This is a genomic window from Lysobacter ciconiae (genome assembly GCF_015209725.1).
GTDB classification, from domain to species: Bacteria; Pseudomonadota; Gammaproteobacteria; order Xanthomonadales; family Xanthomonadaceae; genus Novilysobacter; species Novilysobacter ciconiae.
Map to the genome: position 1 here is coordinate 313,636 of NZ_CP063656.1, position 23,241 is coordinate 336,876.

The following is a 23,241-nucleotide window of genomic DNA, read 5'->3' on the forward strand; positions in this document are numbered from 1 at the left end:
CTGGTCACGGTGGCGCTGGCTGGCGGCGGATGCCATCGTGGCAACCCCGCGAAAGGCACCCTCTGATGAGTCCAACGGCACTCGTTCTGTTCCGCCGCGACCTCCGCCTGCAGGACAACCCGGCGTGGAGCGCGGCCTGCGCCGAGAATGCGCGCGTGCTTGCGGTCTACATCCATGCGCCCGAAGAAGAGGGGCAGTGGGCGCCGGGTGCAGCCAGTCGGTGGTGGCTGCACCACTCGTTGTCACGGCTGGATTCGCGCCTGCGCACCGCTGGCGGTCGCCTGCACGTCGCCCGCGGTGACACGCTGGAAGTCGTGCGCGAGCTGGCCGGGCAGACCGGCGCCACCGCAGTCCATTGGAACCGGCTGTACGAGCCGGCCAGCATTGCCCGCGATTCAACCCTCAAGGCTGCACTGCGCGAGCAGGGTCTGGAGGCCCAAAGCCACAGCGGCGCGTTGTGGTCCGAGCCGTGGCAGGTGGAGACCCAGCAGGGCGGCCCGTACAAGGTGTTTACGCCGTACTGGCGCAACCTGCGTCCGCGCCTGTCCGCCGCGCCACCCTTGCCGGCGCCGTCGATTGCCGGGTTTGCCCAGGCCAGCAACGGTTTGCCGTTGGAAGCGCTGGAGCTCCTGCCGCGCATCGACTGGGCCGGCGGCTTGGCCGACACCTGGCAACCCGGAGAGGCCGGCGCCGACGAAATGCTGGAAATCTTCGCCGACGACGCGGTGAACGATTACGTCCGGTTGCGGGACCTACCGGCCCGGCACGGCACTTCGCGGCTTTCGCCCCACCTGCATTTCGGCGAAATCTCGCCGCGCCAGATCCATCATGAGCTGGACCGCCGTGCCCGAGCCAGCAGCGCTCGCAGCCGTCCGGATATCGAGCCCTATCTGCGCCAGCTGGGCTGGCGAGATTTCGCCCATCATCTGCTTTTCCACTTTCCGCACACGCCGACCGAAAGCTTCAATCCGCGTTTCGCGCGCTTCCGCTGGGCCGATGCCGATCCGGTGCTGCTGGAGCGCTGGCAACGCGGCCGGACCGGGATTCCGCTGGTGGACGCCGGCATGCGCGAGCTGTGGCATACCGGCTGGATGCACAACCGCGTGCGCATGGTCGTCGCCAGCTTCCTGAGCAAGAACCTGCGCCAGCATTGGCATCACGGTGCCCGCTGGTTCTGGGACACGCTGGTCGATGCGGACCTGGCCAACAATACGCTGGGCTGGCAGTGGGTGGCCGGCACAGGCGCGGATGCGGCGCCCTATTTCCGCGTGTTCAATCCCGTGACCCAGTCGAAAAAATTCGACCCCGACGGCAGCTACCTGCGGCGATGGCTGCCGGAGCTCGCCGACGCTGCCGCGAGTGTGGTGCATGAGCCATGGAAGGATGCCGGCCTGCTGCGCCGCAGCGGCTACCCGGCGCCGATGGTCGATCTGACAGCGTCCCGGCAGAAGGCGCTGGACGCGTACGCGCGGCGCGGCTGAACGGAAGGGGCGCGCGCGGGCCTTCGTCAAGAAAGCCGCGCAAGATCGCCTTGCGATGCATGGCCTTGACCCGCATTACTGCAGTGTTCCTTGTTTCCAGGAGACCCGCATGAGCCAGTACCGCAAAGACCCCGACGCGATCCAGCGACTGACGCCCGAGCAGTTCCGCGTCACCCAGCAATCGGGTACCGAAGCGCCCGGCAGCGGCGAGTACCTCCACCAGAACGCGCCGGGCATCTATGTGGATGTCGTGTCCGGTGAGCCGCTGTTCGCGTCGGCGGACAAGTTCGACGCCGCGTGCGGCTGGCCGAGCTTCACCAAGCCGATCGAGCCTGCGCATGTCAGCGAGGTGCGCGACACCAGCCACGGCATGGTCCGGGTGGAGGTCCGCTCCACCCACGGCGACAGCCACCTGGGCCATGTTTTCCCCGACGGGCCGCCCGATCGCGGCGGGCTGCGGTATTGCATCAACTCGGCCTCGCTGCGCTTCATTCCGCGCGAGCAGATGCAGGCCCAGGGGTACGGCGACTATCTCGACCAGGTGGAGGGCGGGCGATGAGCACGGAACGCGCGGTCCTCGCCGGCGGCTGCTTCTGGGGCATGCAGGACCTGATCCGCCGTCAGGAAGGCGTGGTGTCCACGCGCGTGGGCTACACCGGCGGCGACGTGCCCAACGCCACCTATCGCAACCACGGCAACCACGCCGAGGCCATCGAGATCGTGTTCGATCCGGCGCGAACCAGCTACCGAAAACTGCTGGAGTTCTTCTTCCAGATCCACGACCCCTCGACCGTGGACCGGCAGGGCAATGACCGCGGCGCGTCCTACCGCTCGGCGATCTTCACCACCTCCGAAGAGCAGCGCCGCGTTGCGCTGGACACGATCGCCGATGTCGACGCCTCAGGCCTGTGGCCGGGCAAGGTTGTCACCCAAGTCGTGCCTGCCGGTGATTTCTGGGAGGCCGAGCCTGAGCATCAGGACTACCTGGAGCGTATTCCGCACGGATACACCTGCCATTTCATCCGCCCGGGCTGGACGCTGCCGCGCCGCGCGGTGGAGGACGGCGGCGACGGACAGCCCGTACAACAGGCTTGAAACCCGCGCCGACGGACCTACGTTTGCCTTGGGGCGGCCGTTCCGCCTCCGTGCAGACAAAAGGAGACAGTCATGAGCAAGATCGTGCGCACCAATCCACAATGGTCCGGCGATGGCAGCGGCCAGGACCCCTTGCGTCAACTGGTTGATCGAATCTTCGACGGTGCCTTCACATCAGGCACCTCCACCGACGAATCCTCGGTCGTAACCAGCCGCTGGACCCCCCGGGTGGACATCAAGGAAGAGCCGGACCGCTTCATCCTCTACGCCGACATTCCCGGCGTCGATCCGGCCGAGATTGACGTCCAGATGGACAAGGGCATGTTGACCATCAAGGGCGAGCGGCGCAGCGAGGAAGTCCGCGAAAGCGAGAACTTCTCGCGGGTCGAACGCCGCTACGGTGCATTCCACCGGCGTTTTGCGCTGCCCGACAGTGCGGATCCGGATGCGATTTCCGCCCACGGCGAGAACGGCGTGCTGGAGATCAGCATCCCCAAGCGTCCGGAGACCACGCCGCGGCGCATCCAAGTGGGGCAACGTAAAAACGGTGATGCCTGATCGGGTGGCCGGCGGCGGTGTTGATCAATGCCCTGTAGGCAAGCTGGGCTTCAAGATCCGCCTCCGGTCGCTCAAGAACAGTGAGAGGGACGAGCGGTCACAACCCCAGTGCCGCTCGTCCGCACGTTAGAGGCGTTGCCTCAGTTAGCCGCAGGAGGCGCACCCAGCGTGATCGTGTGGGTCAATCGGACCGGCAGACGCGCGGTATTTCCCGGCGCTGGCTCGTACGAGGCGGCCGAGAGGCCGGCCAGCGCCCATTGGCCGCTTGCACTCGCCGGGATGGTAGAAAGCACCCGGGAGTCGTGAATCTTCCCGTCGGAGCCGATGATGTAGGTGACCTCGACGGTATGCGCCATTTCGCGCATCTGGCCCGATCGCCCCTGCAGGGCGCTCAGGTCCAGTTTGGTACTCACCAACTCGGCGGTGGGCGTCCAATAGTTCTCGACTTCCCCGTCGCTGATTTGCAACGCCGTGGGGTCGGTGACCGGAGCGGTCGCGCAACCGGCAAGAGCGAGCGTCGCGCTTGCAAGGAGGATCAGTACTCGGTTCATCGAATCGCCTTCCCTGGGTCCTGTAGAGGGTCAGGACCTTATCAGAGGTGACCGGGTGCAGGGCAAACCTGCGCGCTGCGTTCCTCAGCGCTGACGCACACATCAAACCCCGCCAGTCCGCTGATCTGCCGGCTCCCGCCGCTGCTGACGGTGAAGCGCTGCACCGGTGCGGATATGCACGGGCCCCATCGCAGCATCGACCCGGCCCCGGACAGCGGCGCGCAGTTGCGCGGGTAGACCGTGTAATGGCAGGCGCCACTGACGCTGCGCAGGCACTCGAAGCGGGCCACGCCGGCTCGGGCTCGGCCTGGCTGTACAGCGTGTCGGCGCCGTCCACCGTGGTGGTGCGGGTGACGTAGCGGCTGCCGCCGATGTCCAGGCCGAAGAGCGACAGCACGAGGTAGATCAGGGCCAGGAGCTTCATGGTTCACCTCGCGCAAGCGTGAGTGGGTGGGCGGCGAGCCGGCGTGTCCTCGACGGACGGTGTGGGTTCGCCCGCAGTTACATGTGTCGGAACAGGGTCATGAAAGGCGCGCTGACCGCCAGGGTTTCCGGCCGCGTCTTCAGTCGCACGGTGCCGCGGCCGCTGTCGTCACGGACGACGCCGGCGATGGCGCGCAGGTTGACGATGGTGGAGCGGTGGATCTGCTTGAACGTGTCCGGGTCGAGCATCGTCAGCAGCTCCTTGATCGGAGTGCGCAGCAGCGCCTCGCCCTCGGCGGTCATCACCGTGGTGTACTTGTTGTCCGCGCGGAAATAGGCGACGTCCTCCACCAGGATCAGCCGGGTTTCGCGGCCGGCGCTGGCGGTGATCCAGGTCAACGGCGGCGGCGCATCGACCGCGCGGGCGACGGGCGCGAGCCGTTGCAACAGGGTGGCCAGGGTCGCCGCGTCGTTGTTGCCGCTGCGCGCCTGCAAGCGCTGCACCGTGGCCGACAAGCGTTCGGCGGTGATCGGCTTGAGCAGGTAGTCGACCGCGCCGCGCTCGAAGGCATCGATGGCGTACTGGTCGTAGGCGGTGACAAACACAATTTGCGTGCGCGGGCTGACTTCGGCCGCAGCCGTCGCGACTTCCAGGCCGGTCAGCCCGGGCATGCGGATGTCGAGGAAGGCGACGTCCGGGCGGTGTTCGGCCATCGCCTCCAGCGCGCTCGCGCCGTCCTCGCACTCGGCAAGGATGTGCAGCTCCGGCCAGGCCTGCGCCAGACGCTCGACCAGGGCCTGGCGCAGCAAGGCTTCGTCCTCGGCGATGATGCAGGTGGTGACGGGCTCAGTCATGGCGGTCCTCCTGGACGATCGTGGCGGGCACGGTGATCGTCGCGGCCACGCCGGCGGGGAAGTTGGCGACCACCGCCAGGGCGGCGTCGCTGCCGTACACCAGGCGCAGGCGTTCGCGCACGTTCTTCAGGCCGATGCCGGTGCCGCTGGTGCGGCTGTTGAAGCCCTCGCCGTCGTCGGCGACGGTGACGGCGACGACGCCATCGCTGCGCCGCGCGCGGATCCACACCGTGCCGCCGCCGGTGCGTGGCTCCAGGCCGTGCTTGATCGCGTTCTCGACCAGCGTCTGCAGCATCATTGGCGGCAGCGCGGTGGCGCGCAGGTTCTCCGGCAGGTCGACCTGCACCGACAGGCGCGGTCCCATGCGGATCTTGAGGATCTCCAGGTAGGCCAGAGCGCGTTCCAGTTCCTCGCCCAGTGTGGACAATTCGTTTTGCGTGCGTGGCAGCGAGTGGCGCAGGTACTGGATCAGGTGACCGAGCATCTCGTCGGCGCGCGCCGGGTCGCTGCGGGTCAGCAACTGCGCGCTGGCCAGGGTGTTGTAGAGGAAGTGCGGTTCGACCTGCGCGTGCAGCAGGCTCAACTTGGCGACGGTGAGTTCCTTCTCGGTGGCGGTCTGCGCCGCATCGGCGCGCTCGTTGCGGCGGCGGTCGGCAACTCGACGGGTGATCGCGCGGGTGATCGCTTCCGCGTTCTCGTAGTTGGTCGCGTCATCGAACAGGAACCAGTCGCTCCATGCCAGTGTCTCGGGCTCGCAGATCAGGGTGAGACTGCCGGTGTCACCGCCGGGGGTGACCGTGGCCAGGATCTGGTTGCGCGGCGCGCCGAACCACAGCATCGGGTTCCAGCGACCCAGCGGGCGATCCAGATAGGCCTCGGGTCGTCCGGCGGTGGCGCGTATCTGCAGGCTGTCGCGGGCACTCTCCACTTCAACGATGCGGGGCAGTTCGCGGATGGCGGCATCGACCAGATCGAACGCCTCGCCGGCCTCGAACGGAATCTCGACCTGACGGCGGTGACGGTTGCCCAGCGTGGTCCGGTCGATGCGGTCGGCGATCAGGCGCACCCGGCCGACGTGCGAGAGCGCGCCGATCACCACCAGTGCCATGACGATCATGCCGGCGACCGTGATTGGCCATTCCAGCCGTCCGATCAACGGCAGTTCCGACCACAGCCCCGCGAACAGCAGGATGGCCAGCAGCCACGCCAGAGCGATACGGATGACGAACAACAGGCCCTTGATCACGAAGAGGTTCCGACGGCTGGGGATTTCCGTGGAGCATAGTGACCCCGCCGGCGCAACGGAGTGCCGCTGCGACCAAGCCGAGATTGTCGCGACGGAACCGCGGGATCGGCGGATGAAGAGACCCTCGGCGCGCGCGTTTGCAGCGCAGGTGCGTCCTCTCAGCGCACGACCACCGTGGTCGCCTTGTTGGCGACGATGTAGTGCTGCAGGTCCTCGACCTCGCGCAGCTTGCCGATCGCACGCTGGGCGAACTTGCGGGTGGTGATGCGCACGTGGCAGTTCAGGAACGGCGCGTCCGGATCCTTGCCCTTGGAGGAGTACACCACGCGGCCGTCGCGGTCCCAGCCCAGCACCAGGCGCTGCTGCTGGTTGCTGGTCTGGTAGATCCAGCCCTTGTGGATATCGCTTTCCGCCATTGCCATGGTGTTGGTCCCGATCATCAAGGTCGCGTCGGCGAATGCGTCGCGTGCAGCGAACATGATGACAGCGCGCCCGTAGCGGTTCCAACATTGCGGGCGCCAACGCGAACAGTGGCATGCTCAACGGATCGCCGATTATTGCCTTCGGCCTGCGCTGATTCCGAGAGACCCCCATGACGACACGTGCCGCCCGCCTGGACGAGCAGCTGCAACGGATGCGTGCCGCCCACGCCGAGGATCCGATGCCGTCGTGGCCGGTACGCGCGGCGCGCCTGCGTACGCTGCGGACGATGCTGAGCGAGCAACGCGGGGCATTTGCCAGCGCGATCTCGGCCGACTTCGGCCAGCGCCCGGTGGAGGAGACCGACCTGCTGGAGCTGTTCCCCAGCCTGTCGGGGATCCGCCATGCGCTGCGCCACGGGCGGCGCTGGATGCGGCCGCGCAAGCGCCTGGCCGGGCTGGCGTTCCTGCCGGCACGGACCGAATTGTGCCCGCAGCCGCTGGGCGTGGTCGGCATCATCGTGCCGTGGAATTACCCGCTCTACCTCGCCATCGGGCCGCTGGTGGACGCGCTGATCGCGGGCAACCGCGTGATGCTGAAAATGAGCGAGTTCACGCCGCGCTTCTCCACCCTGCTGGCCGAGCAGGTCGCCCACTATTTCCAGCCCGACGAGGTCGCGATCATCACCGGCGGCGTCGAGGTCGCCGAGGCGTTTTCCGCGCTGCCTTTCGACCACCTGCTGTTTACCGGATCCACCGCGGTGGGTCACCACGTGATGCGCGCGGCGGCCGCCAACCTGACTCCGGTGACGCTGGAGCTGGGCGGCAAGTCGCCGGCGATCATCGGTCCGGGCGCACGCTTCGAGCAGGCGGTCGAGCGCACCGTCTTCGGCAAGATGGTGAATGCGGGGCAGACCTGCATCGCGCCGGACTACGTCCTGTTGCCGCGTGCGCGCGTCAACGAGTTCATCGGCGTGGCTTGCGCGGTGATGGCGCGCATGTATCCCGGGCTTGCGCGCGATGCCCAGTACGCCAGCATCATTTCCGACCGCCAGTACCAGCGCCTGACCGGATTGCGCGACGACGCGGTCGCGGCCGGCGCTCGCGAACACCCGCTGGACGACACCCCGGCCGATCCCGCGCGCCGGCTGCTGCCGCCGCTGCTGCTGACCGGCGTCACCGACGCGATGGAGGTGATGCGCGAGGAGATCTTCGGCCCCCTGCTGCCGCTGGTGCCCTACGACAGCTTCGAGGAGGCGATCGCTTACGTGGCCGCGCGGCCGCATCCGCTGGCGTTGTACGTGTTCGACGAGGACTCGCAGCGTGTCGATGCGCTGCTGGCGCGGACCCAGGCCGGCGGCGTCACGGTCAACGACACGCTGTTTCATATCGCCCAGCATGGCCTGCCGTTCGGCGGCGTCGGCCCGTCCGGCATGGGCAGCTACCACGGGGAAGCGGGGTTTCAGCGCTTCTCGCACATGAAATCGATCTTCCGCCAGTCGCGTTTCACCGCGGTGGGCCTGCTCAATCCGCCCTATGGCGCGCGCTTCCGCGGGATACTGGACCTGCTGCTCAAGCGCGGCTGAATAAGCGGAGGAGTCCTCGCGACCAGCACCGACGGCCCGCGCTGCTTGATTGTCGGCGCTGACGGCGCCATAGAAAGGGAAACCCCTTCACGGAGTCGTCCATGAACACCGTCCTCATCACCGGCGCCAATCGCGGCATCGGCCTGGCCTTGGCCCGCCAGTACAGCGCCCGCGGCGACAAGGTGATTGCCGCCTGCCGCCAGTCCAGCGATGCGCTCGAAAAGACCGGCGCGCAGGTGGAGGCGGGCGTGGATGTCACCGACGATGCCGCGCTGGCAGGCCTGGCCCAGCGCCTCGGCGACACCCGCCTGGATGTGCTCGTGCTCAACGCCGGCATCATGACCCGCGAGGCCTTTGGCGAGATCCAGACCGATGGTTGGGAGGACATGCGCCGCCAGTTCGAGGTCAATGCGATGGGCCCGCTGCGGGTCGCGCAGGCGCTTTCAGGCCACCTGGCCGAGGACGCGAAGATCGGCATCATCACCAGCCGGATGGGATCGATGGCTGACAACGGATCGGGCGGTCGCTACGGCTACCGTGCGTCCAAGGCGGCGGTCAACGCGATCGGCAAGTCGCTGGCCGTGGACATGGAGTCGCGCGGTGTCGCGGTGTTCCTGCTGCATCCGGGCTTCGTCGCCACCGACATGGTGGGTGGCAAGGGCGAGGTCAGCCCTGAGCACGCCGCCGCGCAACTGGTGGAGCGGCTCGACAGCCTGACGCTGGACCAGAGCGGCAGCTTCTGGCACGCCAACGGCAGCGAGCTGCCCTGGTAGTACCGCCGCACGGGTGCATCGGCGTTCGGGCGATTATTTGGTTTTGGGCGTGAAACGGAACGTGCCGCTGATCGGCCGTGTAGCGCCCTGATCATCGGCGAACACGCCATCGAAACTGCCATCCACGGCTCTCACCGTGGCGCTGTAGCGGCTCTCCTCCATGTCCACTGACTTGATGGTCAAGCTGCCCGACTGCGAGGTGTATTCGCCGGCCAGCCCGGTGTCCTTGCCCAGCGGAATGGTGACCGCCGCGGTGTCCGCGCCGTCCACCTCGCCGCCGAGCTGGTAGGTGCCCGGCTCGGCGGTACCGGCGGCGATCGCCACGGTGACCATGCCGAAACTGGCGAGCGCCTGCTCGCGCTGGGCCTGGGCATCGGCTTCCTTGCCGGCCGCCTTGGCCGCGTCGGCGTTGATCCAGCCCGTGGCCAGCCGGAAGCTCAGCGGGGCGTCCACGTAACCGGGCATCAGACCCGCGGATGCGGTGGCGTCCAGCTTCCAGTCCTCGCTGGCCAGGGTAAGCCCGTTGCTGTCCTTGGCGGCCTTGCTGCCCGGGCTGGCCGGGGACGTGTCGGCGTCGGCGCCGCAGCCGGCCAGGCCCAGGATGGCAATCGCCAGGACGGCGGGCGCGAGCAACCGAGCGAGCGGGTGGATCTGCAATTCAGTGGGCTGAGGCATGGGAGAACTCCTTGGGCGATCGATTGGGGGGCGGTGGCGGTTGGCGCTGGCGGTCGGTCGCGCCGCCGCCCGGGCAGACCTGATGACACGAGGGCTGAGGGCGGTTCCGGACATTGGCCTGTTGGACAGCGAGTAGATGAGCGCACGCGGCTTGCGTCCGCCGCGTGGGCACGCCGGATGAACAATCTGCGGACAGGCCCCGGCTAGTCGCTCCGGTCGGCGTTACCAGCTGTCCTCCAGCATGCGCGGCTGGCACGCCAGGTAGCCGCCGAACGCCAGCACCACCAGCGTCCCGGTCAGGAAGGCGAAGGGCCACAGCCATCCGCCGCTGACCTCGTTCAACACCCCGAACAGCAACGGCCCGGCGCAGCTCAGGGCATAGCCCAGGCCCTGGGTGAACCCCGACAGGGCGGTCGAACCGGCCGGCGTGCGGGTGCGCTGATTGATCAGGGTCAGCGCCAGCGGGAAGGTGCTCGGTCCCAAGCCGAGCAGCGCGACCCACAGCAGGGTCAGCGTCATTGGCGCCAGCAGCAGGCCGGTGAAGGCGGTCAGGTGGAGCACGCAGCACGCGAGCACCACCGGGAACGGATTGCGCATGCGCACCGCCAACACCGGCATGACGAAGCTGCTGAGCAGGCCCAGCGACGAGTACACGCCGACCATCGTCCCGCCCAGCAGCGCGCTGCCGCCGGCGTCGGTCAGGATGCGGGGCAGCCAGGTGAACATGGAATAGGTCACCAGCGAGGTCATGCCGAACATCAGCGCCATGCCCCAGGCGACCGGCGACCGCCAAACGCGACCCGACGGCGGCGGCGCGGCAAACTCGGGTGACTCATCGCCGGTGGCCACCGACCGGGCGTGGATCGCGGCCAGCGCGCGGGCCTGCGCGGAGCGGCCGTAGCGTTCCTGGTACAGCACGATCGCCCAGGGCAGCGCTGCCGCCACCGCGACCAGCGACCACGCGCCCAGCGATACCCGCCAGCCCACCGCGTTCGCTACCGGCACCGCGGCCAGCGCCGGCAGGATCGTGCCCAGTTGCAGCAGGGTGATGTACATAGCGCTGATGCCGCCCACGCGGTCGCCGAAGTAGCGCTTGACCAGCGGCGGCAGCACGACGTTGCCGATGCCCATGCCCGACAGCGCAATCGCCGAGGTCAGCAGCAATTGGGTGGTGCTATCGGCAAAGCCGCGCCCGAGCAGGCCGGCGGCGGCCAGCAGCATCGCCAGCAGCGCGGTGCGCTCCAGCCCCAGTCGATGCGCGATGGAGGGGGTGGCGACGCCGAACACCGCAAACGCCGCCGTCGGCACGATGCCGAACACCCCGGTCATGGTCGGGCCGAACTGGAACGTCCCGCCCAACTGGTCCAGCAGCGGCGTCAGCGAGGTGACCGCAGTGCGCAGGTTGAGCGCGGACAGGGCGATGGCGATCAGCACCAGGCCGCGTCCGCGCCATACCGGCAGAGGCGCGCCCGGGGCGACGGGGGCGGGGCGCGAGGCCGGATCGGGTGTAATAGGACGGGCCATCTGCGCCTGCATTGCTGCCGAGGCGGTCACGCCATCGCGAACGGCATTATATCGGCGCTCGCGGCGCCGAAGCGTGCTCTTTCAGCCGTGTGGTTGCCTGCCTGCGCTATCGCCAACCCGCGGTGGCTTCTATGCTCGACGACCGACGCGGCTTGCAGCAGGACGAGTCACAGGATGGAAACGGAGGTTCAAACGCCGGCCTCGGAGAGCCTGTTCGCTCCGCGCTACCGCGCGCTCACGGTGGGATCGGTCGCGCTCATCGTGTTGTATGCGTTCGAGGCGCTGGCAGTGGCCACCGCGATGCCGGTGGTCGCCCAGGCGCTCGAAGGCCTGCCGCTGTATGCCATGGCGTTTGGCAGCACGCTTGCCGCCGCGGTGGTGGGCATGGTCGCCAGTGGCCCCTGGGCGGATCGTCGCGGGCCGCGCACCCCGCTGCAGCACGGCATCGCCTGGTTCGCGGTCGGCCTGGTCGTGGCCGGGCTCGCCCCGACGATGTGGGTGCTGCTGCTTGGCCGGGTGGTGCAGGGCTTTGGCGGCGGGCTGATGTCGGTCGCGTTGTACGTCGTGGTCGGGCGGGCCTACCCGCCGGAACTGCGCGCGCGGATCTTTGCCGCGTTCGCCGCCGCCTGGGTGCTGCCGGCGATCGTCGGGCCGGCGCTCAGTGGCCTGATCGTGGAATTCCTTGGCTGGCGCTGGGTGTTCCTGCTGGTGCCGCTCCTGGCAGGCCTGGCCGCGGCGATGGTGCTGCCGCCCCTGCGCGGCATCGGCCCGCTACCCGGTCACGCGTCCGCTGGGCGCGCCGGCAACCGGCGGCGGCTCGGCCTAGCCGGCGGCGCGGCGGGCAGCGCGCTGTTGCTCAGCTACGCCGGTCAGCAGCGCGGCTGGGTGGCTCTGGGCCTGATGGCGACCGCTCTGGCGGGGCTGCTGGCGAGCATGTTGCGGTTGTTGCCGACCGGCACGCTGCGCGCGGCCCGCGGCCTGCCCACGGTGATTGCGCTGCGCGGCATCGCCTCGGCCGCTTTTTTCGGCACCGAGGTGTTCCTGCCCCTGCTGCTCACGCGAGAGCGCGGCCTCTCGCCGACCTTTGCCGGCATGGCGCTGACCGTCGGCGCGCTGGGCTGGTCGCTGGGATCGTGGAATCGCGGCCGCATGCATGCACCGGCTCCGGAGCGGGTGCTGCAGGCGGGCATGGCGCTGATGCTGGTCGGGGTACTCGGCGTGTCCGCGGCGGTGCTGCCCTGGGCGCCGCTCGCGGTGGGCGTCGTCGGCTGGATCGTCGCCGGGGTGGGGATGGGCACGGTGTACCCGAGCCTGTCGATCCTGACCCTGGAACTCTCGCCGCCCGAGCGCCAGGGCGCGAATGCCTCCGCGCTGCAGCTGTGCGATGCGCTGTTTACCGCAACCATGCTTGCCGTGGGCGGCTCGCTGTTCGCGCTGCTGCTGGAGCGCTCCACGCTGGCTGCCTACCTTGCGGGATTTGCCATTACCGTCAGCCTGGCCGTGCTCGGGCTGGCGCTGGCGCCGCGCGTGCTGCCCCTGCCGGCCCGCGGCCGGGACGACTAAAGATCCCTGCGTCCGGACCGATAGCGTAAGGAAGCCCGGCCATCTGTGTGGCCGTTGGAGTAGCCCGTGCGCCCGGTTGCAGCAAGCGATGTAGAGCTCGGTTCGCCACTGGCGTGGTCGGTGTACGACCGCGACCGCAAGCTGCTGTTCGTGGAAGGAATGGTTCTGGCGAGCCAGGAGCAGCTCGACGTCGTGCTGGAGCGCGGCATGGTGGTGCCGGACACCGATGCCAACGCGGGTGTGCTGATCGACGGCTATGAGCACCCCGCCGGCGACGGGACCGACCCCGATGCCGCCGACGCGGAACCCGACGACGCCCTCGCCGACGACGCGCCGCCGGAACCGCCGGTATTCCGCGAGATGCAGCTGCTCCGCCATGAACTCGCGCTCGTGCACCAGCACCTGCTGCTGGGCAGCGGTGAGGACCTGGGCGACCAGCTGCTCGCAATCGCCGAACGGCTGCGCGCCCTGGTGGCCCGGGATGCGGATGCGGCGCTGGCCGCGATGCAGTTGGAGGTCACCGACGATTGCCACGTTGCGCGCCAGCTGCACGCGGCCACCCTGTGCGAACTGCTGGTGCGCTCGCGTGACTGGGACGAGCAGGAAAGCCTGTCGGTGATAGCCGCGGCACTGAGTTACGACGTCGCCCTGGGGCCGGTCGCGGGTGCGATGAACAAGCAACAGTCGGGGTTGTCGGCGGAGCAGCAGGCGGTCGTCACCGGTCATCCGCAAGCCAGCGTCGAACTGCTGCAGCTTGCCGGGGTGGCCGATCCGGTCTGGCTGGTGGCGATCCTGCAGCACCACGAGCGCATCGACGGCAGTGGTTACCCCAATCGCCTGTCAGGCGACGCGATCAGTCGCGCGGCGCGAAAGCTGGCGATCGTCGACATCTACTCGGCGATGGTCCGGCCACGTGCCTATCGCGAAGCCGTGCACGCCCGGCATGCCCTGCGCAGCCTGTTCCTGGAGCGTGGCAAGGCGGTGGATGAGACCCTGGCCAGCCTGCTGGTGCGGGAGATCGGCGTATTCCCGCCAGGCACGCCGGTGCGGCTGGCCAACGGCGAGGTGGGGGTTGTCCTGCGGCGTGGGCGCGGCGCCTCGCATCCGGTGGTCGCGCGCTTGATCAACGCCAACGGCACCCTGGCCGCATTGGCGGCGCAGCGCGACACCGCGATGCAGGCGTACGCGATCACCGAAACCGTGCCGCCGCGCAAGTACGCCGCCCTGGTGGCCAGCGCCAGTGAGTTGTGGTGCAGCGACCGCGCCGTACTGCGCCCGTAGCGTCCACCGAGGTCAGCATGACGACTCCTGCACGAGGCCGCGTGGCACGATGCCCGGTACGCCTTCTGCCCGGAACACGACGATGACTGCCCACGACCCGGAATTCGATCCCGACGACAACTTCGCCAACAGCCTGGAGCCCGGCACCGGCGTGGACCTGGAGTCGGCGGACACCCGCGAGGCGCTGGTCTGGCAGCTGTTGCTGCTGATCAATCCGGGCGATGAGGAATCGGCGCTGCAGCAGTTCTCCGCCTATCGCGAGGCGCTGGAGGCCGCCGGCCCCGACGAGGTCGAACCGCTGTGGCTGCTGAAGGACCTGATCGACTGGAAGTCGGGGTTCTTCGTCGACGAGGATGACGCGGTCTCCTTTATCGACACCATCACCGAGCTGGCGGCGCGCTGGAACGTGGTGGTCGACTGGGGCGTGGAGGATGCCAGCGACGAGGACTTCCTCGCCGAGGCCGAGGTGCCTTCGCTCATGGCCGTCGCCGCCGACCGCCTGCGCGAGTACGGCTACAGCCTGTGGACCTGGAACACGGCCAGCGGACCGCACGGCGAGGAAGGCGTGCATGCCGGCTGGATCACCCTGTCCAGCGACGACGAGGCGATGCAGGAAGTCGCCCAGGCACTGGAGATCGAAGTGCGCCCGGCCAGCGACCCGTTCTGATTGCCCGATGCCGTAAGCGCTTGCCGCGCGGCGCGCCAGCCCGGCCACCCGACAGGGTTTACGGTTCGTCGCGGCGGTCGCCGTACCACATCTCCAGTTCGTCCCTGGAGTGCAACATGCGCCGGCCCCGCCACAGGAAACGCCCCAGCAAACGCAGCTGGTAACCCAGCGAATGCGTACGCAGCTTGCGTGCCGAGGTCATCACCACCTCGTGCACGATCACCAGCCGGCCGTGGCGTGCCAGCGCGCGGCCCATGGCCACGTCTTCGCCGGCGTAATAGCGCTCGTCAAAACCGCCGATCGCCTTGAACGCGGCGCGCGTGCAGAACAGGCTGCAGCCGGGTGTCACGCCCACCAGGCGGAACACGTGGATCATCAGCCACTGGCCGATGCGCTCGTGCAGCCGCGTGGGTCCGATCAGCTTCACGCCGGCGCCGCCACCGGACGCGCCCCCGCGCAGCGCCCGCAGAGCCGCTGCCAGATAGTCGGGATTGATCAGGGTGTCGGCGTCGATGAAGAACAGCCAGTCGCCGTTTGCGGCATGCCCGCCGCTGTTGCGCGACGCGGCGATCTGGCGGTGCTGCACCTGCACCACGCTCGCGCCGTGCTCGCCAGCAATGCCCGCGGTGGCGTCGGTGGAGGCGTCATCGACCACGATGATCTCGTAGTCGGCGCGCAACTCGCGCGCGCTGGCGTGGATCGCTTGCAGGCACGCGGCGATCAGGCGCTGCTCGTTGTGCGCGGGCACGATGAAGCTCAGCTGCGGATCGTCTGCCATCCGGCGATGGTGGCACGGGGCCGCGAGAGGGCTTGCGAAAGCCGCTTCCATCGCTGGCATGCCGGGCTGCCGGCGCCAAGGAAGGCCCGCAGAACGCGTTTCTGTTAAGGTTGAGGATTGGAATCGCGCGGTCCTCGCTGCATCTTCGCCCATCGTGGCGCTAACGGACCGTTTTTGCGGCGTTGCCCGTTCAGGTGTTGCTTCCCTGTCGCGGTCCCGCAGCGTGGCGTCGTAGTGGCACCGCCGGTGCACCCGTCCGACGCGGCCTGCCGTCCTTCCGCCTTGCATCCGCCGTCGTCACTTATCGGAGAAGTCCTTGGCTGTTCCCGCGTTCGAGTTCAACCAGCTGCAATCGTCCACTGTCTTGCTGCTGCTGCTGGCCTTCTACGGCGGGACCTTCCTGATCTCCACGCGCATCGGCCGACGCAAGGAAAACGTCGACGGCTACATGACCTCCAGCAGCCAGGTCGGCTTCGGCGTATCGGCCGCCAGCATGACCGCGACCTGGATCTGGGCGGCCTCGTTCTACGCCGCGGCGACATCCGGCTACAAGTACGGCATCTCCGGGCCGATCCATTACGGGCTGTGGGGCGCGCTGATGATCCTGTTCATCTACCCCTTCGGACGCCGCTTCCGCGCACTGGCACCCGAGGCGCACACGCTGGCGGAGATCATGCATGCGCGCCACGGCCGCTCCAGCCAGCTGATCCTGGCCGGTTCCAACATCGTCGGCAGCGTGATCAGCCTGATGGCGAACTTCACCGCCGCCGGCGCGCTGGTCGCGATGCTTTCGCCGCTGGATTTTGTCCACGGCGTGCTGATCGCCGGCATCGGCACCCTGTCCTACACGCTGTGGTCGGGCTTTCGCGCCTCGCTGCTGACCGATGTGGTCCAGGTCGGGGCGATGATGGGCTCGGCGGCCTTGATCATCCCGCTGGTGTTCTTCAGCGCCGGTGGCACGGAGATCTTCACCCAGGGCTGGGAGCGGATCAGCGCCGATCAGTCCACGTTCTTCTCCAAGCAGGCGTTCCTGGAGCAGGGCGCGCCGTACTTCGTCGCCGTGCTGGCCTACGCCATCGGCAACCAGACCATTGCCCAGCGCCTGTTCGCGGTGCGCGAGGACCTGATCAAGCCGACTTTCCTAGCCGCCACGGTCAGCTACGGCGCGACGGTGATCGGGCTGGGCATGATCGGGGTGTTCGCGCTGATGATCGGCATGAGCCCGGCCGACGGCGACCACAACAACCTGATCCCGCAGATGGCCTCGACCTACCTGTCGCCGTTCGTGGTCGGCATCTTCTTCATCATGGTGATCGGCTCGCTGTCTTCGACGGCGGACTCGGACTTGTCGGCGCTGTCCTCGATCATGATGACCGACATCTACGGCAAGAACCTGGCCCGCGGCAAGGTCCGCCCGGCCACGATGCTCTGGGTCGGGCGCATCACCATGATCGTGGCAACCACCGCCGGGCTGATCTTCGCCAGCTTCCGCATCGACATCCTCGACCTGCTGGTGTTCGTCGGCGCGCTGTGGGGCTCGATCGTGTTCCCGGTGATCGCCAGCGTGTACTGGAACAAGGTGACCAACCGCGCGTTCACGGTCGCCGTCGCGGTGTCGCTGGTGTTCTTCATCGTCGCGCGCTTCCAGCTGCTGCCGATCGAGGGTGCGCTGGCGATCCTGCTGGAGGTCTTTGCCGCGCTTGGCGCCGGCGTCGTGCTGGGGCTGATGGCGTTCGGCTTCTTCGGCAAGCGCACCGGGCTGACGGTCGGGGTGGTGGCCGCGCTTGGACTGGTGGTGCCGATGCTCGGTTTCCTGCGTGACTACCCGGTCCTGCTCGCTTCGCTCAACGCCTACGGTGTCAGCACGCTGGTCTGCTCGGCGCTGAGCATCGGCAACCACAAGCCCTTCGACTTCAACCTGATCGCCAAGCGCGTGACCGCCTTCCAGGACGACGAGCCTGGCACGGTGGCGGCCGCGTCCGTATCCGACCGCTGAGGAGACACGCATGCGTGACCTGCTGATGACGTTGTATGTGCTGGTATGGCCGGCGATCGTGCTGGTGATGATGGTGCTGATGGGCGTGGGGCTGTACCGCGACACCCGCGCGGCCAAGCGCAGTGGTGACGAACTGGTCTGACGCACGTCGCTGGCACTGCCGGCTGGTTACGATCGACGCTCACGATCAACGCTCACGATCGACGCCCACGATCGTGTCCTACGATCGACCCTCGTCGCCAACCGCCCGGAAGCCCGCGTGCCCCCGATCATCTCGATCCAGCAACTCACCAAGACCTACGCGTCGGGCTTCCAGGCGCTCAAGGGCATCGACCTGGAGATCCGCCGCGGCGAAATCTTCGCCCTGCTCGGCCCCAACGGTGCCGGCAAGACCACCCTGATCAGCATCGTCTGCGGCATCGTCAATGCCAGCAGCGGCAGCGTGATCGCCGACGGCCACGACATCGTGCGCGACTACCGCGCCGCGCGGGCCAAGATCGGGCTGGTGCCGCAGGAGCTGTCGACGGACGCGTTTGAAACCGTGTGGGCGACGGTGCGCTTCAGCCGTGGCCTGTTCGGCAAGCCGCCCGACCCGGCGCACCTGGAAAAGGTCCTGCGCGAGCTGTCGCTGTGGGACAAGCGCGACAGCAAGATCCTGGCCCTGTCGGGCGGCATGAAACGCCGCGTGCTGATCGCCAAGGCACTCGCGCACGAGCCCTCGATCCTGTTCCTGGACGAGCCCACCGCCGGGGTGGACGTCGAGCTGCGCCACGACATGTGGGAGATGGTCCGCGGCCTGCGCGAGCAAGGCGTCACCGTCATCCTGACCACGCACTACATCGAGGAAGCCGAGCAGATGGCCGACCGCATCGGGGTCATCAACCATGGCGAGCTGGTGCTGGTGGAGGACAAGCACGTGCTGATGCGCAAGCTTGGCAAGAAGCAGCTCACCCTCGTGCTGCAGCAGCCGCTGGCGGCGCTGCCGGCGGCGCTGGCCGGCCTGCCGCTGGAACTGGCCGAGGACGGCTCCGCGCTCATCTACACCTTCGACGCACAGGGCGAGGCGACCGGCATCGCGCCGCTGCTGCGGCAACTCAACGCGCTGGGGATCGACTTCAAGGACCTGCATTCCAGCCAGAGCTCGCTGGAGGACATCTTCGTCAGCCTGGTCCATTCCGGCAGCGGCCGCCGGCGCGAGGTGCGGCCATGAACCTGCACGCGATCCGCGCGATCTACCGCTTCGAGATGGCGCGCACCTTCCGTACCCTGGCCGAGAGCATCATCTCGCCGGTGCTGTCGACCTCGCTGTACTTCGTGGTCTTCGGCGCGGCGATCGGCTCGCGCATGGGCGACATCGACGGCGTGGGCTACGGGGCCTTCATCATTCCCGGGCTGATCATGCTGTCGCTGCTCAACGAGAGCATCTCCAACGCGTCCTTTGGCATCTACATGCCCAAATGGTCGGGCACGATCTACGAGCTGTTGTCGGCACCGGTGTCCGCGGTGGAGGTGGTGATCGGCTACGTGGGCGCGGCGACCACCAAGTCGGTCATCGTCGGCTTTCTGATCCTAGCCACCGCGCGGGTGTTCGTGCCGTACGAGATCGCGCACCCGGTGTGGATGCTGTGCTTCCTGCTGCTGACGGCGGTGAGCTTCAGCCTGTTCGGTTTCATCATCGGGCTGTGGGCGGACGACTTCCAGAAGCTGCAGGTGATCCCGCTGATGGTGATCACGCCGCTGACCTTCCTGGGCGGGGCGTTCTACTCGATCAGCATGCTGCCGCCGGTGTGGCAGAAGATCACCCTGTTCAACCCGGTGGTGTACCTGATCAGCGGCTTCCGCTGGAGCTTCTACGGCGTCTCGGACGTCAATATCGGCATCAGCGTGGCGGCGATCGGCACGTTCCTGGCGCTATGCCTGCTGTCGGTGTGGTGGATATTCCGCACCGGCTGGAAGCTGAAGGCATGATCGTGGCGACGATCCAGGCCAACCCGGTGCTGGGCGCCCTGTGCGGCGGGCTGATCGCCGCGGCGGCGACCGCGCTGGGGACATTGCCGGCCTGGTTCTCGCGCGGCATCGGCGAGCGATTCCAGGACGCGCTGCTGGGCTTCGGCGCCGGCGTGATGCTGGCCGCGAGCGCGTTCTCGCTGGTCCTGCCCGGACTGCAGGCGGCGGGCGAAAGCGGCCTGGGACCGTGGCGTTCCGGGTTGCTGGTCGGTGCCGCGATCCTGGCCGGCGCGCTGGCGATCATGCTGATGGAGCGCTGGGTGCCGCACGAGCACTTCATCAAGGGGCCGGAGGGCCCGTCGCCGGCGCGGATGAAGCGCGCCTGGCTGTTCGTGTTCGCGATCTGCCTGCACAACCTGCCCGAAGGGCTGGCGATCGGTGCCGCGTTCGCATCCGGCCACTCGCACGGCGTGCTGCTGACCACCGGGATCGCCATCCAGGACCTGCCCGAGGGGCTGGTGGTGGCGATCGCGCTGATGGCGGTCGGCTATGACCGGACGCGCGCCGTGCTGGTGGGCGCCGGCTCGGGGCTGATCGAACCGGTCGGCGCCGTGCTGGGTGCCAGCGTGCTGGTCGCAGCGCCGCTGCTGTTGCCGGTCGGCCTGGGCTTCGCCGCCGGGGCGATGCTGTTCGTGGTGAGCCACGAGATCATTCCCGAGTCGCACCGCCAGGGCCACGAGCAGCACGCGACCTCGGGGTTGATGGTCGGTTTCGTGCTGATGATGCTGCTGGACACCGCGCTGGGCTGAGCCCGGCGGCGGACGGGACGGCAAGGGCTAGGCGGCGGCAACCGCCAGCGCGCGCTGGATCTCCTCCAGGCGCCGGCCGCGGGTCTCGACGCCGTGGCGCGCGAGCACAAGACCGGAAACCGCCATTGCCAGGGCGATCGCCAGCGCCGACAGCGCGACATGCTCGAACAGCCCCAGCACGCCAAGGCCGGCGCCCAGGATGCCGCCGAACTTCGAGCTGGCCGCGATCATCCCCGCGCCGGTGCCGCGCACCGCGGCCGGGTAGATCTCAGCGGCATACGGAATCAGCATCGCAATCACGCCGCCGCTGCTGACCAGCAACGCGGCCGTGGCCAGCGTGGTCGCGGTCACCGAGCGCAGCCCGCCCAGATCGATCACCGCGAACGCCGCCAGCGCCAGCGCGGTCAGTGCGATGAACGCCACCAGCGACCGGATCGTGCTCCAGCGGTGGTACAGCCACACCACCAGGCCAATGCCCGGCAAGGCCAGCAGGGCCGATTGGGCGAGCAGCGCGCTGGCGGCGTCCGCGTCCACGCCGAGCCTGACCAGGTTGACCGGCAGCCACAGCACGAAGCCGAACGTCACCAGGCCCCAGCCGATCCCGCACATCGCCAGCCCCGCGCCGATGCGGGCGTGCGCGCCGCGCAGCAGCGTCCCCGCCTCAGCCGGGTGGCAGGTCGCCTCGACCGCGGCGATGGTCACTTCGGCAGCATCGCCCTTCGCCACAGGCACCGCGCCGGAAAACTGCGCGAGCACCGCACGCGCCTGCTGCGGCAGGCCGGCCGCGGAGAGGAAGCGCGGCGATTCGGGGATGAAGCGGTTGAGCAGGATGATCAGCGCGCCCGTCGGCAGGCCCAGCAGCCACAGCGCGCGCCAGCTGAACATCGGCTCCAGCCAGGTGGCCGCCGCGGCCGCGGCCAGGTAGCCGGCCGACGTGCCAATGCCGCCGAGCGCGACCAGCAGCCAGCCGCGGTGCGCGGTCGGAATGATTTCCGCCATCAGGGTGAAGGTGATCGGCAACAGGCCGCCGGCCGATGCGCCCATCAGGAAGCACATCGCCAGGTTCCAGCCAAACGCCGGCATCGCCCCGCAGATGGCCGTGCCCATGAACATCAACGCCGACAGCAGGATGGCCGCGCGGCGGCCGTACGCATCGGCCAGCCGGCCCCACACCAGCGAGCCCACCGTCGTGCCCATCAGCGCGACCAGCGCGAGCCAGCCGGCCGATCGCGTGCTGATGTTGTACTCGGCGGTCAGGCCCGGGATCACGAAGCCGGTGGTGGCCGGCTTCATCACGTCCACCGTCAGCGCGACCACCAGCACCGCCACGACTTTCCAGTGTTCGCGGTTGAGGCCGACCGAATCGGCGAGATGGAACTGCACCGCCTCGCCAGCGGGCAGCAGGTGGCGCATGCGCCCCAGCCGCGGCATCAGGCCATGGAAGGCCAGACCCAGGCCCAGCGGGATCAGCGCCATGCCGGTCAGCATCCAGCCGTCCATCGGCATGCCGACCATCTGCCAGCCGGTGTGCCGGCCCATCAGGAACATCGGCAGGTGCGAGAGCACTCCGGCCACCAGCAACGTGCCACCCGCCCAGAAGGCGAGCGGGTGGTGGAAGGACATTGCGCCGGGCTTCACCCGCAGGGCTCGTCGGATCGGTTCCGGCGCCTATTCGTCCCCGCTGCCGGCCGCGGTGTCCAGGAAGTAGGGCTCCACCGTGCCGCTGAACTTCATGGTCATGGCGTTGCCGCGTCGGTCACGCGACTTGCCCACCGGCAGGCGCACCCAGCCTTCGCTGACGCAGTACTCCTCCACGTTGGTCTTCTCCTCGCCGTTGAAGCGGATGCCGATGCCGCGCTCGAACATCGCCTCGTCGTGGTAGCGGCTGCGCGGGTCGGTGGCGAGGCGGTCGGGTGGGGTGTTGGGGTCGGTCATGGCGGCGCTCGTTTGTCTGGAGATGGTGTGGCGCACAGCAGGCGCCGGTGCACAGGATAATGGTCGCGAGGCCAGCACGGCATCATGTCGCCTTGTGCCAGCCCGCACGGGCCGCGAACGCGGCGGCGCTTCTGAACGGCGGGTCAGGGCCGGGTACGAACCTGTTGCAATCCCGGCGCGCTGGCAGTACGGTGCGCTTTGCTGTTTGCCAGGGTCACCGTGAATCGTGGCCCGATGCTGTAGATCCCAGATCCGCTACATCGTTGCACCTCGCTTACTCCTTGCAACCAGCATCTCGCCGCATTCGTGCGGTACTTCAAAAACACTGTTCCAAGGAGCAAGAAAATGTCAGACCGCGAAACCGGTACCGTCAAGTGGTTCAACGATGCCAAGGGCTTCGGCTTCATTTCCCGTGAGAATGGCGAGGACGTGTTCGTTCACTTCCGCGCGATCCAGGGTCAGGGCTTCAAGTCCCTGCAGGAAGGCCAGAAGGTCAGCTTCACCGTCACCCAGGGCCAGAAGGGCCTGCAGGCTGACGCGGTAGAAGCCGTCTAAGCACCGATCAACTGCAGTCGCCTCGGCGATCGCACGCGATAAAAGGGAAACCCGGCTTCGGCCGGGTTTCTTTTTGCCTGCGGTTTTTGCCTCGGGTTTCCCCCCGGGGCTTTGGCTGCCGGACTCAGTGCCCGGGAGCCGGTGCGGGTTGCGCCTCGGGATCCAGCCGGCGGACCAGCACGATGCGGTCCAGCCAGACGTCGGTATTGGCCACGCTCTCGGGCTGGTACATCGCCGGTTGCACCAGCCGCACTGTCGCGTTGGTGCCCTCGCTCCCGTTGGGGCCGAAGAACAGCTGCGCGGAAGGGCGGGCAACGACGATGCCCTCGATCTCCTCGCCGTCATCCATCAGCAGGCTGACGTGGGCGCCGCCGGGAAGCAGGTCGATGCGTTCCTGCAGCCGGGCAATGGCGGACGGCTCGGTGTGGATGCGCGGCGCGTTGCGGGACATGGCGGACTCCGTCTGGATCGGGCCTCGACGCTAACCCTGCGGGCGGCAATGCGCGGTGAAGCGGCCCGGCCGC

Annotated in this window: 25 protein-coding genes; 15 read left to right on the forward strand and 10 right to left on the reverse strand. The window is 68.3% G+C overall.

Annotated elements, in window-relative coordinates; genetic code table 11:
- Positions 1–65 precede the first annotated feature (65 nt).
- The 4 genes from INQ41_RS01360 to INQ41_RS01375 all read left to right on the forward strand — a co-directional run bounded on the left by INQ41_RS01360 (position 66) and on the right by INQ41_RS01375 (position 3,134).
- The gene (locus tag INQ41_RS01360; RefSeq protein ID WP_193985564.1) at positions 66–1,481 is read left to right on the forward strand and encodes a cryptochrome/photolyase family protein; all 1,416 of its coding nucleotides are present in this window, start codon (positions 66–68) and stop codon (positions 1,479–1,481) included.
- A 109-nt stretch (positions 1,482–1,590) separates the two neighbouring features.
- Positions 1,591–2,040, forward strand: coding sequence for a peptide-methionine (R)-S-oxide reductase MsrB (msrB, locus tag INQ41_RS01365; protein WP_193985566.1), 450 nt, complete (start codon positions 1,591–1,593; stop codon positions 2,038–2,040).
- Positions 2,037–2,576 carry a peptide-methionine (S)-S-oxide reductase MsrA gene (gene msrA, locus INQ41_RS01370; RefSeq protein WP_193985568.1) on the forward strand — a complete coding sequence of 180 codons (540 nt, stop codon included), beginning with the start codon at positions 2,037–2,039 and terminating at the stop codon, positions 2,574–2,576. The genes msrB and msrA overlap by 4 nt, the downstream gene beginning before the upstream one ends.
- A 72-nt stretch (positions 2,577–2,648) precedes the next feature.
- Positions 2,649–3,134, forward strand: coding sequence for an Hsp20/alpha crystallin family protein (locus INQ41_RS01375; RefSeq protein WP_193985570.1), 486 nt, complete (start codon positions 2,649–2,651; stop codon positions 3,132–3,134).
- Between the two features lie 140 nt (positions 3,135–3,274).
- Here INQ41_RS01375 and INQ41_RS01380 read toward each other — a convergent pair whose 3' ends face one another.
- The 4 genes from INQ41_RS01380 to INQ41_RS13190 form a co-directional block, all read right to left on the reverse strand.
- A complete protein-coding gene (locus INQ41_RS01380; RefSeq protein WP_193985572.1) occupies positions 3,275–3,685 on the reverse strand; it encodes an energy transducer TonB in 411 nt (136 codons plus the stop codon).
- A 501-nt stretch (positions 3,686–4,186) separates the two neighbouring features.
- A complete protein-coding gene (locus INQ41_RS01385) occupies positions 4,187–4,963 on the reverse strand; it encodes a LytR/AlgR family response regulator transcription factor (RefSeq protein WP_193985574.1) in 777 nt (258 codons plus the stop codon).
- Positions 4,956–6,209, reverse strand: a complete 1,254-nt coding sequence (locus INQ41_RS01390) for a sensor histidine kinase (protein WP_228076654.1) — start codon at positions 6,207–6,209, stop codon at positions 4,956–4,958. Before INQ41_RS01390 ends, INQ41_RS01385 begins: the two co-directional genes overlap by 8 nt.
- A gap of 158 nt (positions 6,210–6,367) precedes the next feature.
- On the reverse strand, positions 6,368–6,688 hold the full coding sequence (locus INQ41_RS13190) for a hypothetical protein (protein WP_228064406.1): 321 nt from the start codon (positions 6,686–6,688) through the stop codon (positions 6,368–6,370).
- 113 nt (positions 6,689–6,801) lie between these two features.
- Here INQ41_RS13190 and INQ41_RS01395 point away from each other — a divergent pair, with 113 nt between their 5' ends.
- Both INQ41_RS01395 and INQ41_RS01400 read left to right on the forward strand, forming a co-directional pair.
- A complete protein-coding gene (locus INQ41_RS01395; RefSeq protein ID WP_193985578.1) occupies positions 6,802–8,214 on the forward strand; it encodes a coniferyl aldehyde dehydrogenase in 1,413 nt (470 codons plus the stop codon).
- 101 nt (positions 8,215–8,315) lie between these two features.
- Complete coding sequence (locus INQ41_RS01400) at positions 8,316–8,987, forward strand: SDR family oxidoreductase (protein WP_193985580.1); 672 nt, start codon at positions 8,316–8,318, stop codon at positions 8,985–8,987.
- Positions 8,988–9,020: 33 nt separating this feature from the next.
- Here the strand turns inward: INQ41_RS01400 and INQ41_RS01405 are convergent, their stop codons facing one another.
- Positions 9,021–9,662 (reverse strand): hypothetical protein, encoded by a 642-nt coding sequence (locus tag INQ41_RS01405; protein ID WP_193985582.1) that lies wholly within the window; start codon positions 9,660–9,662, stop codon positions 9,021–9,023.
- 222 nt (positions 9,663–9,884) lie between these two features.
- Positions 9,885–11,186 carry an MFS transporter gene (locus INQ41_RS01410; RefSeq protein WP_193985584.1) on the reverse strand — a complete coding sequence of 434 codons (1,302 nt, stop codon included), beginning with the start codon at positions 11,184–11,186 and terminating at the stop codon, positions 9,885–9,887.
- A gap of 174 nt (positions 11,187–11,360) precedes the next feature.
- On the opposite strand from INQ41_RS01410, the gene INQ41_RS01415 reads away from it, so the two are divergent.
- The 3 genes from INQ41_RS01415 to INQ41_RS01425 all read left to right on the forward strand — a co-directional run bounded on the left by INQ41_RS01415 (position 11,361) and on the right by INQ41_RS01425 (position 14,697).
- A complete protein-coding gene (locus tag INQ41_RS01415; RefSeq protein ID WP_193985586.1) occupies positions 11,361–12,749 on the forward strand; it encodes an MFS transporter in 1,389 nt (462 codons plus the stop codon).
- Between the two features lie 66 nt (positions 12,750–12,815).
- Positions 12,816–14,030 (forward strand): HD-GYP domain-containing protein, encoded by a 1,215-nt coding sequence (locus tag INQ41_RS01420; protein WP_193985588.1) that lies wholly within the window; start codon positions 12,816–12,818, stop codon positions 14,028–14,030.
- 82 nt (positions 14,031–14,112) lie between these two features.
- A complete protein-coding gene (locus INQ41_RS01425; RefSeq protein WP_193985590.1) occupies positions 14,113–14,697 on the forward strand; it encodes a DUF6630 family protein in 585 nt (194 codons plus the stop codon).
- A gap of 58 nt (positions 14,698–14,755) precedes the next feature.
- Here INQ41_RS01425 and INQ41_RS01430 read toward each other — a convergent pair whose 3' ends face one another.
- On the reverse strand, positions 14,756–15,475 hold the full coding sequence (locus INQ41_RS01430) for a glycosyltransferase (RefSeq protein WP_193985592.1): 720 nt from the start codon (positions 15,473–15,475) through the stop codon (positions 14,756–14,758).
- A 316-nt stretch (positions 15,476–15,791) separates the two neighbouring features.
- On the opposite strand from INQ41_RS01430, the gene INQ41_RS01435 reads away from it, so the two are divergent.
- The 5 genes from INQ41_RS01435 to INQ41_RS01450 all read left to right on the forward strand — a co-directional run bounded on the left by INQ41_RS01435 (position 15,792) and on the right by INQ41_RS01450 (position 20,227).
- On the forward strand, positions 15,792–17,471 hold the full coding sequence (locus INQ41_RS01435) for a sodium:solute symporter family protein (RefSeq protein WP_228076655.1): 1,680 nt from the start codon (positions 15,792–15,794) through the stop codon (positions 17,469–17,471).
- Between the two features lie 10 nt (positions 17,472–17,481).
- The gene (locus INQ41_RS13195; protein ID WP_228076656.1) at positions 17,482–17,613 is read left to right on the forward strand and encodes a putative transporter small subunit; all 132 of its coding nucleotides are present in this window, start codon (positions 17,482–17,484) and stop codon (positions 17,611–17,613) included.
- Between the two features lie 117 nt (positions 17,614–17,730).
- Positions 17,731–18,681, forward strand: a complete 951-nt coding sequence (locus tag INQ41_RS01440; protein WP_193985594.1) for an ABC transporter ATP-binding protein — start codon at positions 17,731–17,733, stop codon at positions 18,679–18,681.
- Positions 18,678–19,439: an ABC transporter permease gene (locus INQ41_RS01445; protein WP_193985596.1), complete on the forward strand. Its 762-nt coding sequence runs from the start codon at positions 18,678–18,680 to the stop codon at positions 19,437–19,439. The genes INQ41_RS01440 and INQ41_RS01445 overlap by 4 nt, the downstream gene beginning before the upstream one ends.
- The gene (locus INQ41_RS01450) at positions 19,385–20,227 is read left to right on the forward strand and encodes a ZIP family metal transporter (protein ID WP_193985598.1); all 843 of its coding nucleotides are present in this window, start codon (positions 19,385–19,387) and stop codon (positions 20,225–20,227) included. Before INQ41_RS01445 ends, INQ41_RS01450 begins: the two co-directional genes overlap by 55 nt.
- Before the next feature lie 27 nt (positions 20,228–20,254).
- On the opposite strand, the gene INQ41_RS01455 is transcribed toward INQ41_RS01450, so the two are convergent.
- Both INQ41_RS01455 and INQ41_RS01460 read right to left on the reverse strand, forming a co-directional pair.
- Complete coding sequence (locus tag INQ41_RS01455; RefSeq protein ID WP_228076657.1) at positions 20,255–21,850, reverse strand: MFS transporter; 1,596 nt, start codon at positions 21,848–21,850, stop codon at positions 20,255–20,257.
- 45 nt (positions 21,851–21,895) lie between these two features.
- The gene (locus INQ41_RS01460) at positions 21,896–22,162 is read right to left on the reverse strand and encodes a DUF3297 family protein (protein WP_193985609.1); all 267 of its coding nucleotides are present in this window, start codon (positions 22,160–22,162) and stop codon (positions 21,896–21,898) included.
- Between the two features lie 345 nt (positions 22,163–22,507).
- Here INQ41_RS01460 and INQ41_RS01465 point away from each other — a divergent pair, with 345 nt between their 5' ends.
- Positions 22,508–22,717: a cold-shock protein gene (locus INQ41_RS01465; RefSeq protein WP_043958777.1), complete on the forward strand. Its 210-nt coding sequence runs from the start codon at positions 22,508–22,510 to the stop codon at positions 22,715–22,717.
- A gap of 124 nt (positions 22,718–22,841) precedes the next feature.
- Here INQ41_RS01465 and INQ41_RS01470 read toward each other — a convergent pair whose 3' ends face one another.
- Positions 22,842–23,168, reverse strand: a complete 327-nt coding sequence (locus INQ41_RS01470) for a DUF3247 family protein (protein WP_193985610.1) — start codon at positions 23,166–23,168, stop codon at positions 22,842–22,844.
- Positions 23,169–23,241 lie beyond the last annotated feature (73 nt).

Bases quoted from the DNA above. Each gene is read 5' to 3' on its own strand.
- INQ41_RS01360 (WP_193985564.1), top strand. From the start codon at position 66: ATGAGTCCAACGGCACTCGTTCTGTTCCGCCGCGACCTCCGCCTGCAG.
- msrB (WP_193985566.1), top strand. From the start codon at position 1,591: ATGAGCCAGTACCGCAAAGACCCCGACGCGATCCAGCGACTGACGCCC.
- msrA (WP_193985568.1), top strand. From the start codon at position 2,037: ATGAGCACGGAACGCGCGGTCCTCGCCGGCGGCTGCTTCTGGGGCATG.
- INQ41_RS01375 (WP_193985570.1), top strand. From the start codon at position 2,649: ATGAGCAAGATCGTGCGCACCAATCCACAATGGTCCGGCGATGGCAGC.
- INQ41_RS01380 (WP_193985572.1), bottom strand. From the start codon at position 3,685: ATGAACCGAGTACTGATCCTCCTTGCAAGCGCGACGCTCGCTCTTGCC.
- INQ41_RS01385 (WP_193985574.1), bottom strand. From the start codon at position 4,963: ATGACTGAGCCCGTCACCACCTGCATCATCGCCGAGGACGAAGCCTTG.
- INQ41_RS13190 (WP_228064406.1), bottom strand. From the start codon at position 6,688: ATGTTCGCTGCACGCGACGCATTCGCCGACGCGACCTTGATGATCGGG.
- INQ41_RS01395 (WP_193985578.1), top strand. From the start codon at position 6,802: ATGACGACACGTGCCGCCCGCCTGGACGAGCAGCTGCAACGGATGCGT.
- INQ41_RS01400 (WP_193985580.1), top strand. From the start codon at position 8,316: ATGAACACCGTCCTCATCACCGGCGCCAATCGCGGCATCGGCCTGGCC.
- INQ41_RS01405 (WP_193985582.1), bottom strand. From the start codon at position 9,662: ATGCCTCAGCCCACTGAATTGCAGATCCACCCGCTCGCTCGGTTGCTC.
- INQ41_RS01410 (WP_193985584.1), bottom strand. From the start codon at position 11,186: ATGGCCCGTCCTATTACACCCGATCCGGCCTCGCGCCCCGCCCCCGTC.
- INQ41_RS01415 (WP_193985586.1), top strand. From the start codon at position 11,361: ATGGAAACGGAGGTTCAAACGCCGGCCTCGGAGAGCCTGTTCGCTCCG.
- INQ41_RS01425 (WP_193985590.1), top strand. From the start codon at position 14,113: ATGACTGCCCACGACCCGGAATTCGATCCCGACGACAACTTCGCCAAC.
- INQ41_RS01430 (WP_193985592.1), bottom strand. From the start codon at position 15,475: ATGGCAGACGATCCGCAGCTGAGCTTCATCGTGCCCGCGCACAACGAG.
- INQ41_RS13195 (WP_228076656.1), top strand. From the start codon at position 17,482: ATGCGTGACCTGCTGATGACGTTGTATGTGCTGGTATGGCCGGCGATC.
- INQ41_RS01445 (WP_193985596.1), top strand. From the start codon at position 18,678: ATGAACCTGCACGCGATCCGCGCGATCTACCGCTTCGAGATGGCGCGC.
- INQ41_RS01450 (WP_193985598.1), top strand. From the start codon at position 19,385: ATGCCTGCTGTCGGTGTGGTGGATATTCCGCACCGGCTGGAAGCTGAA.
- INQ41_RS01455 (WP_228076657.1), bottom strand. From the start codon at position 21,850: ATGTCCTTCCACCACCCGCTCGCCTTCTGGGCGGGTGGCACGTTGCTG.
- INQ41_RS01460 (WP_193985609.1), bottom strand. From the start codon at position 22,162: ATGACCGACCCCAACACCCCACCCGACCGCCTCGCCACCGACCCGCGC.
- INQ41_RS01465 (WP_043958777.1), top strand. From the start codon at position 22,508: ATGTCAGACCGCGAAACCGGTACCGTCAAGTGGTTCAACGATGCCAAG.
- INQ41_RS01470 (WP_193985610.1), bottom strand. From the start codon at position 23,168: ATGTCCCGCAACGCGCCGCGCATCCACACCGAGCCGTCCGCCATTGCC.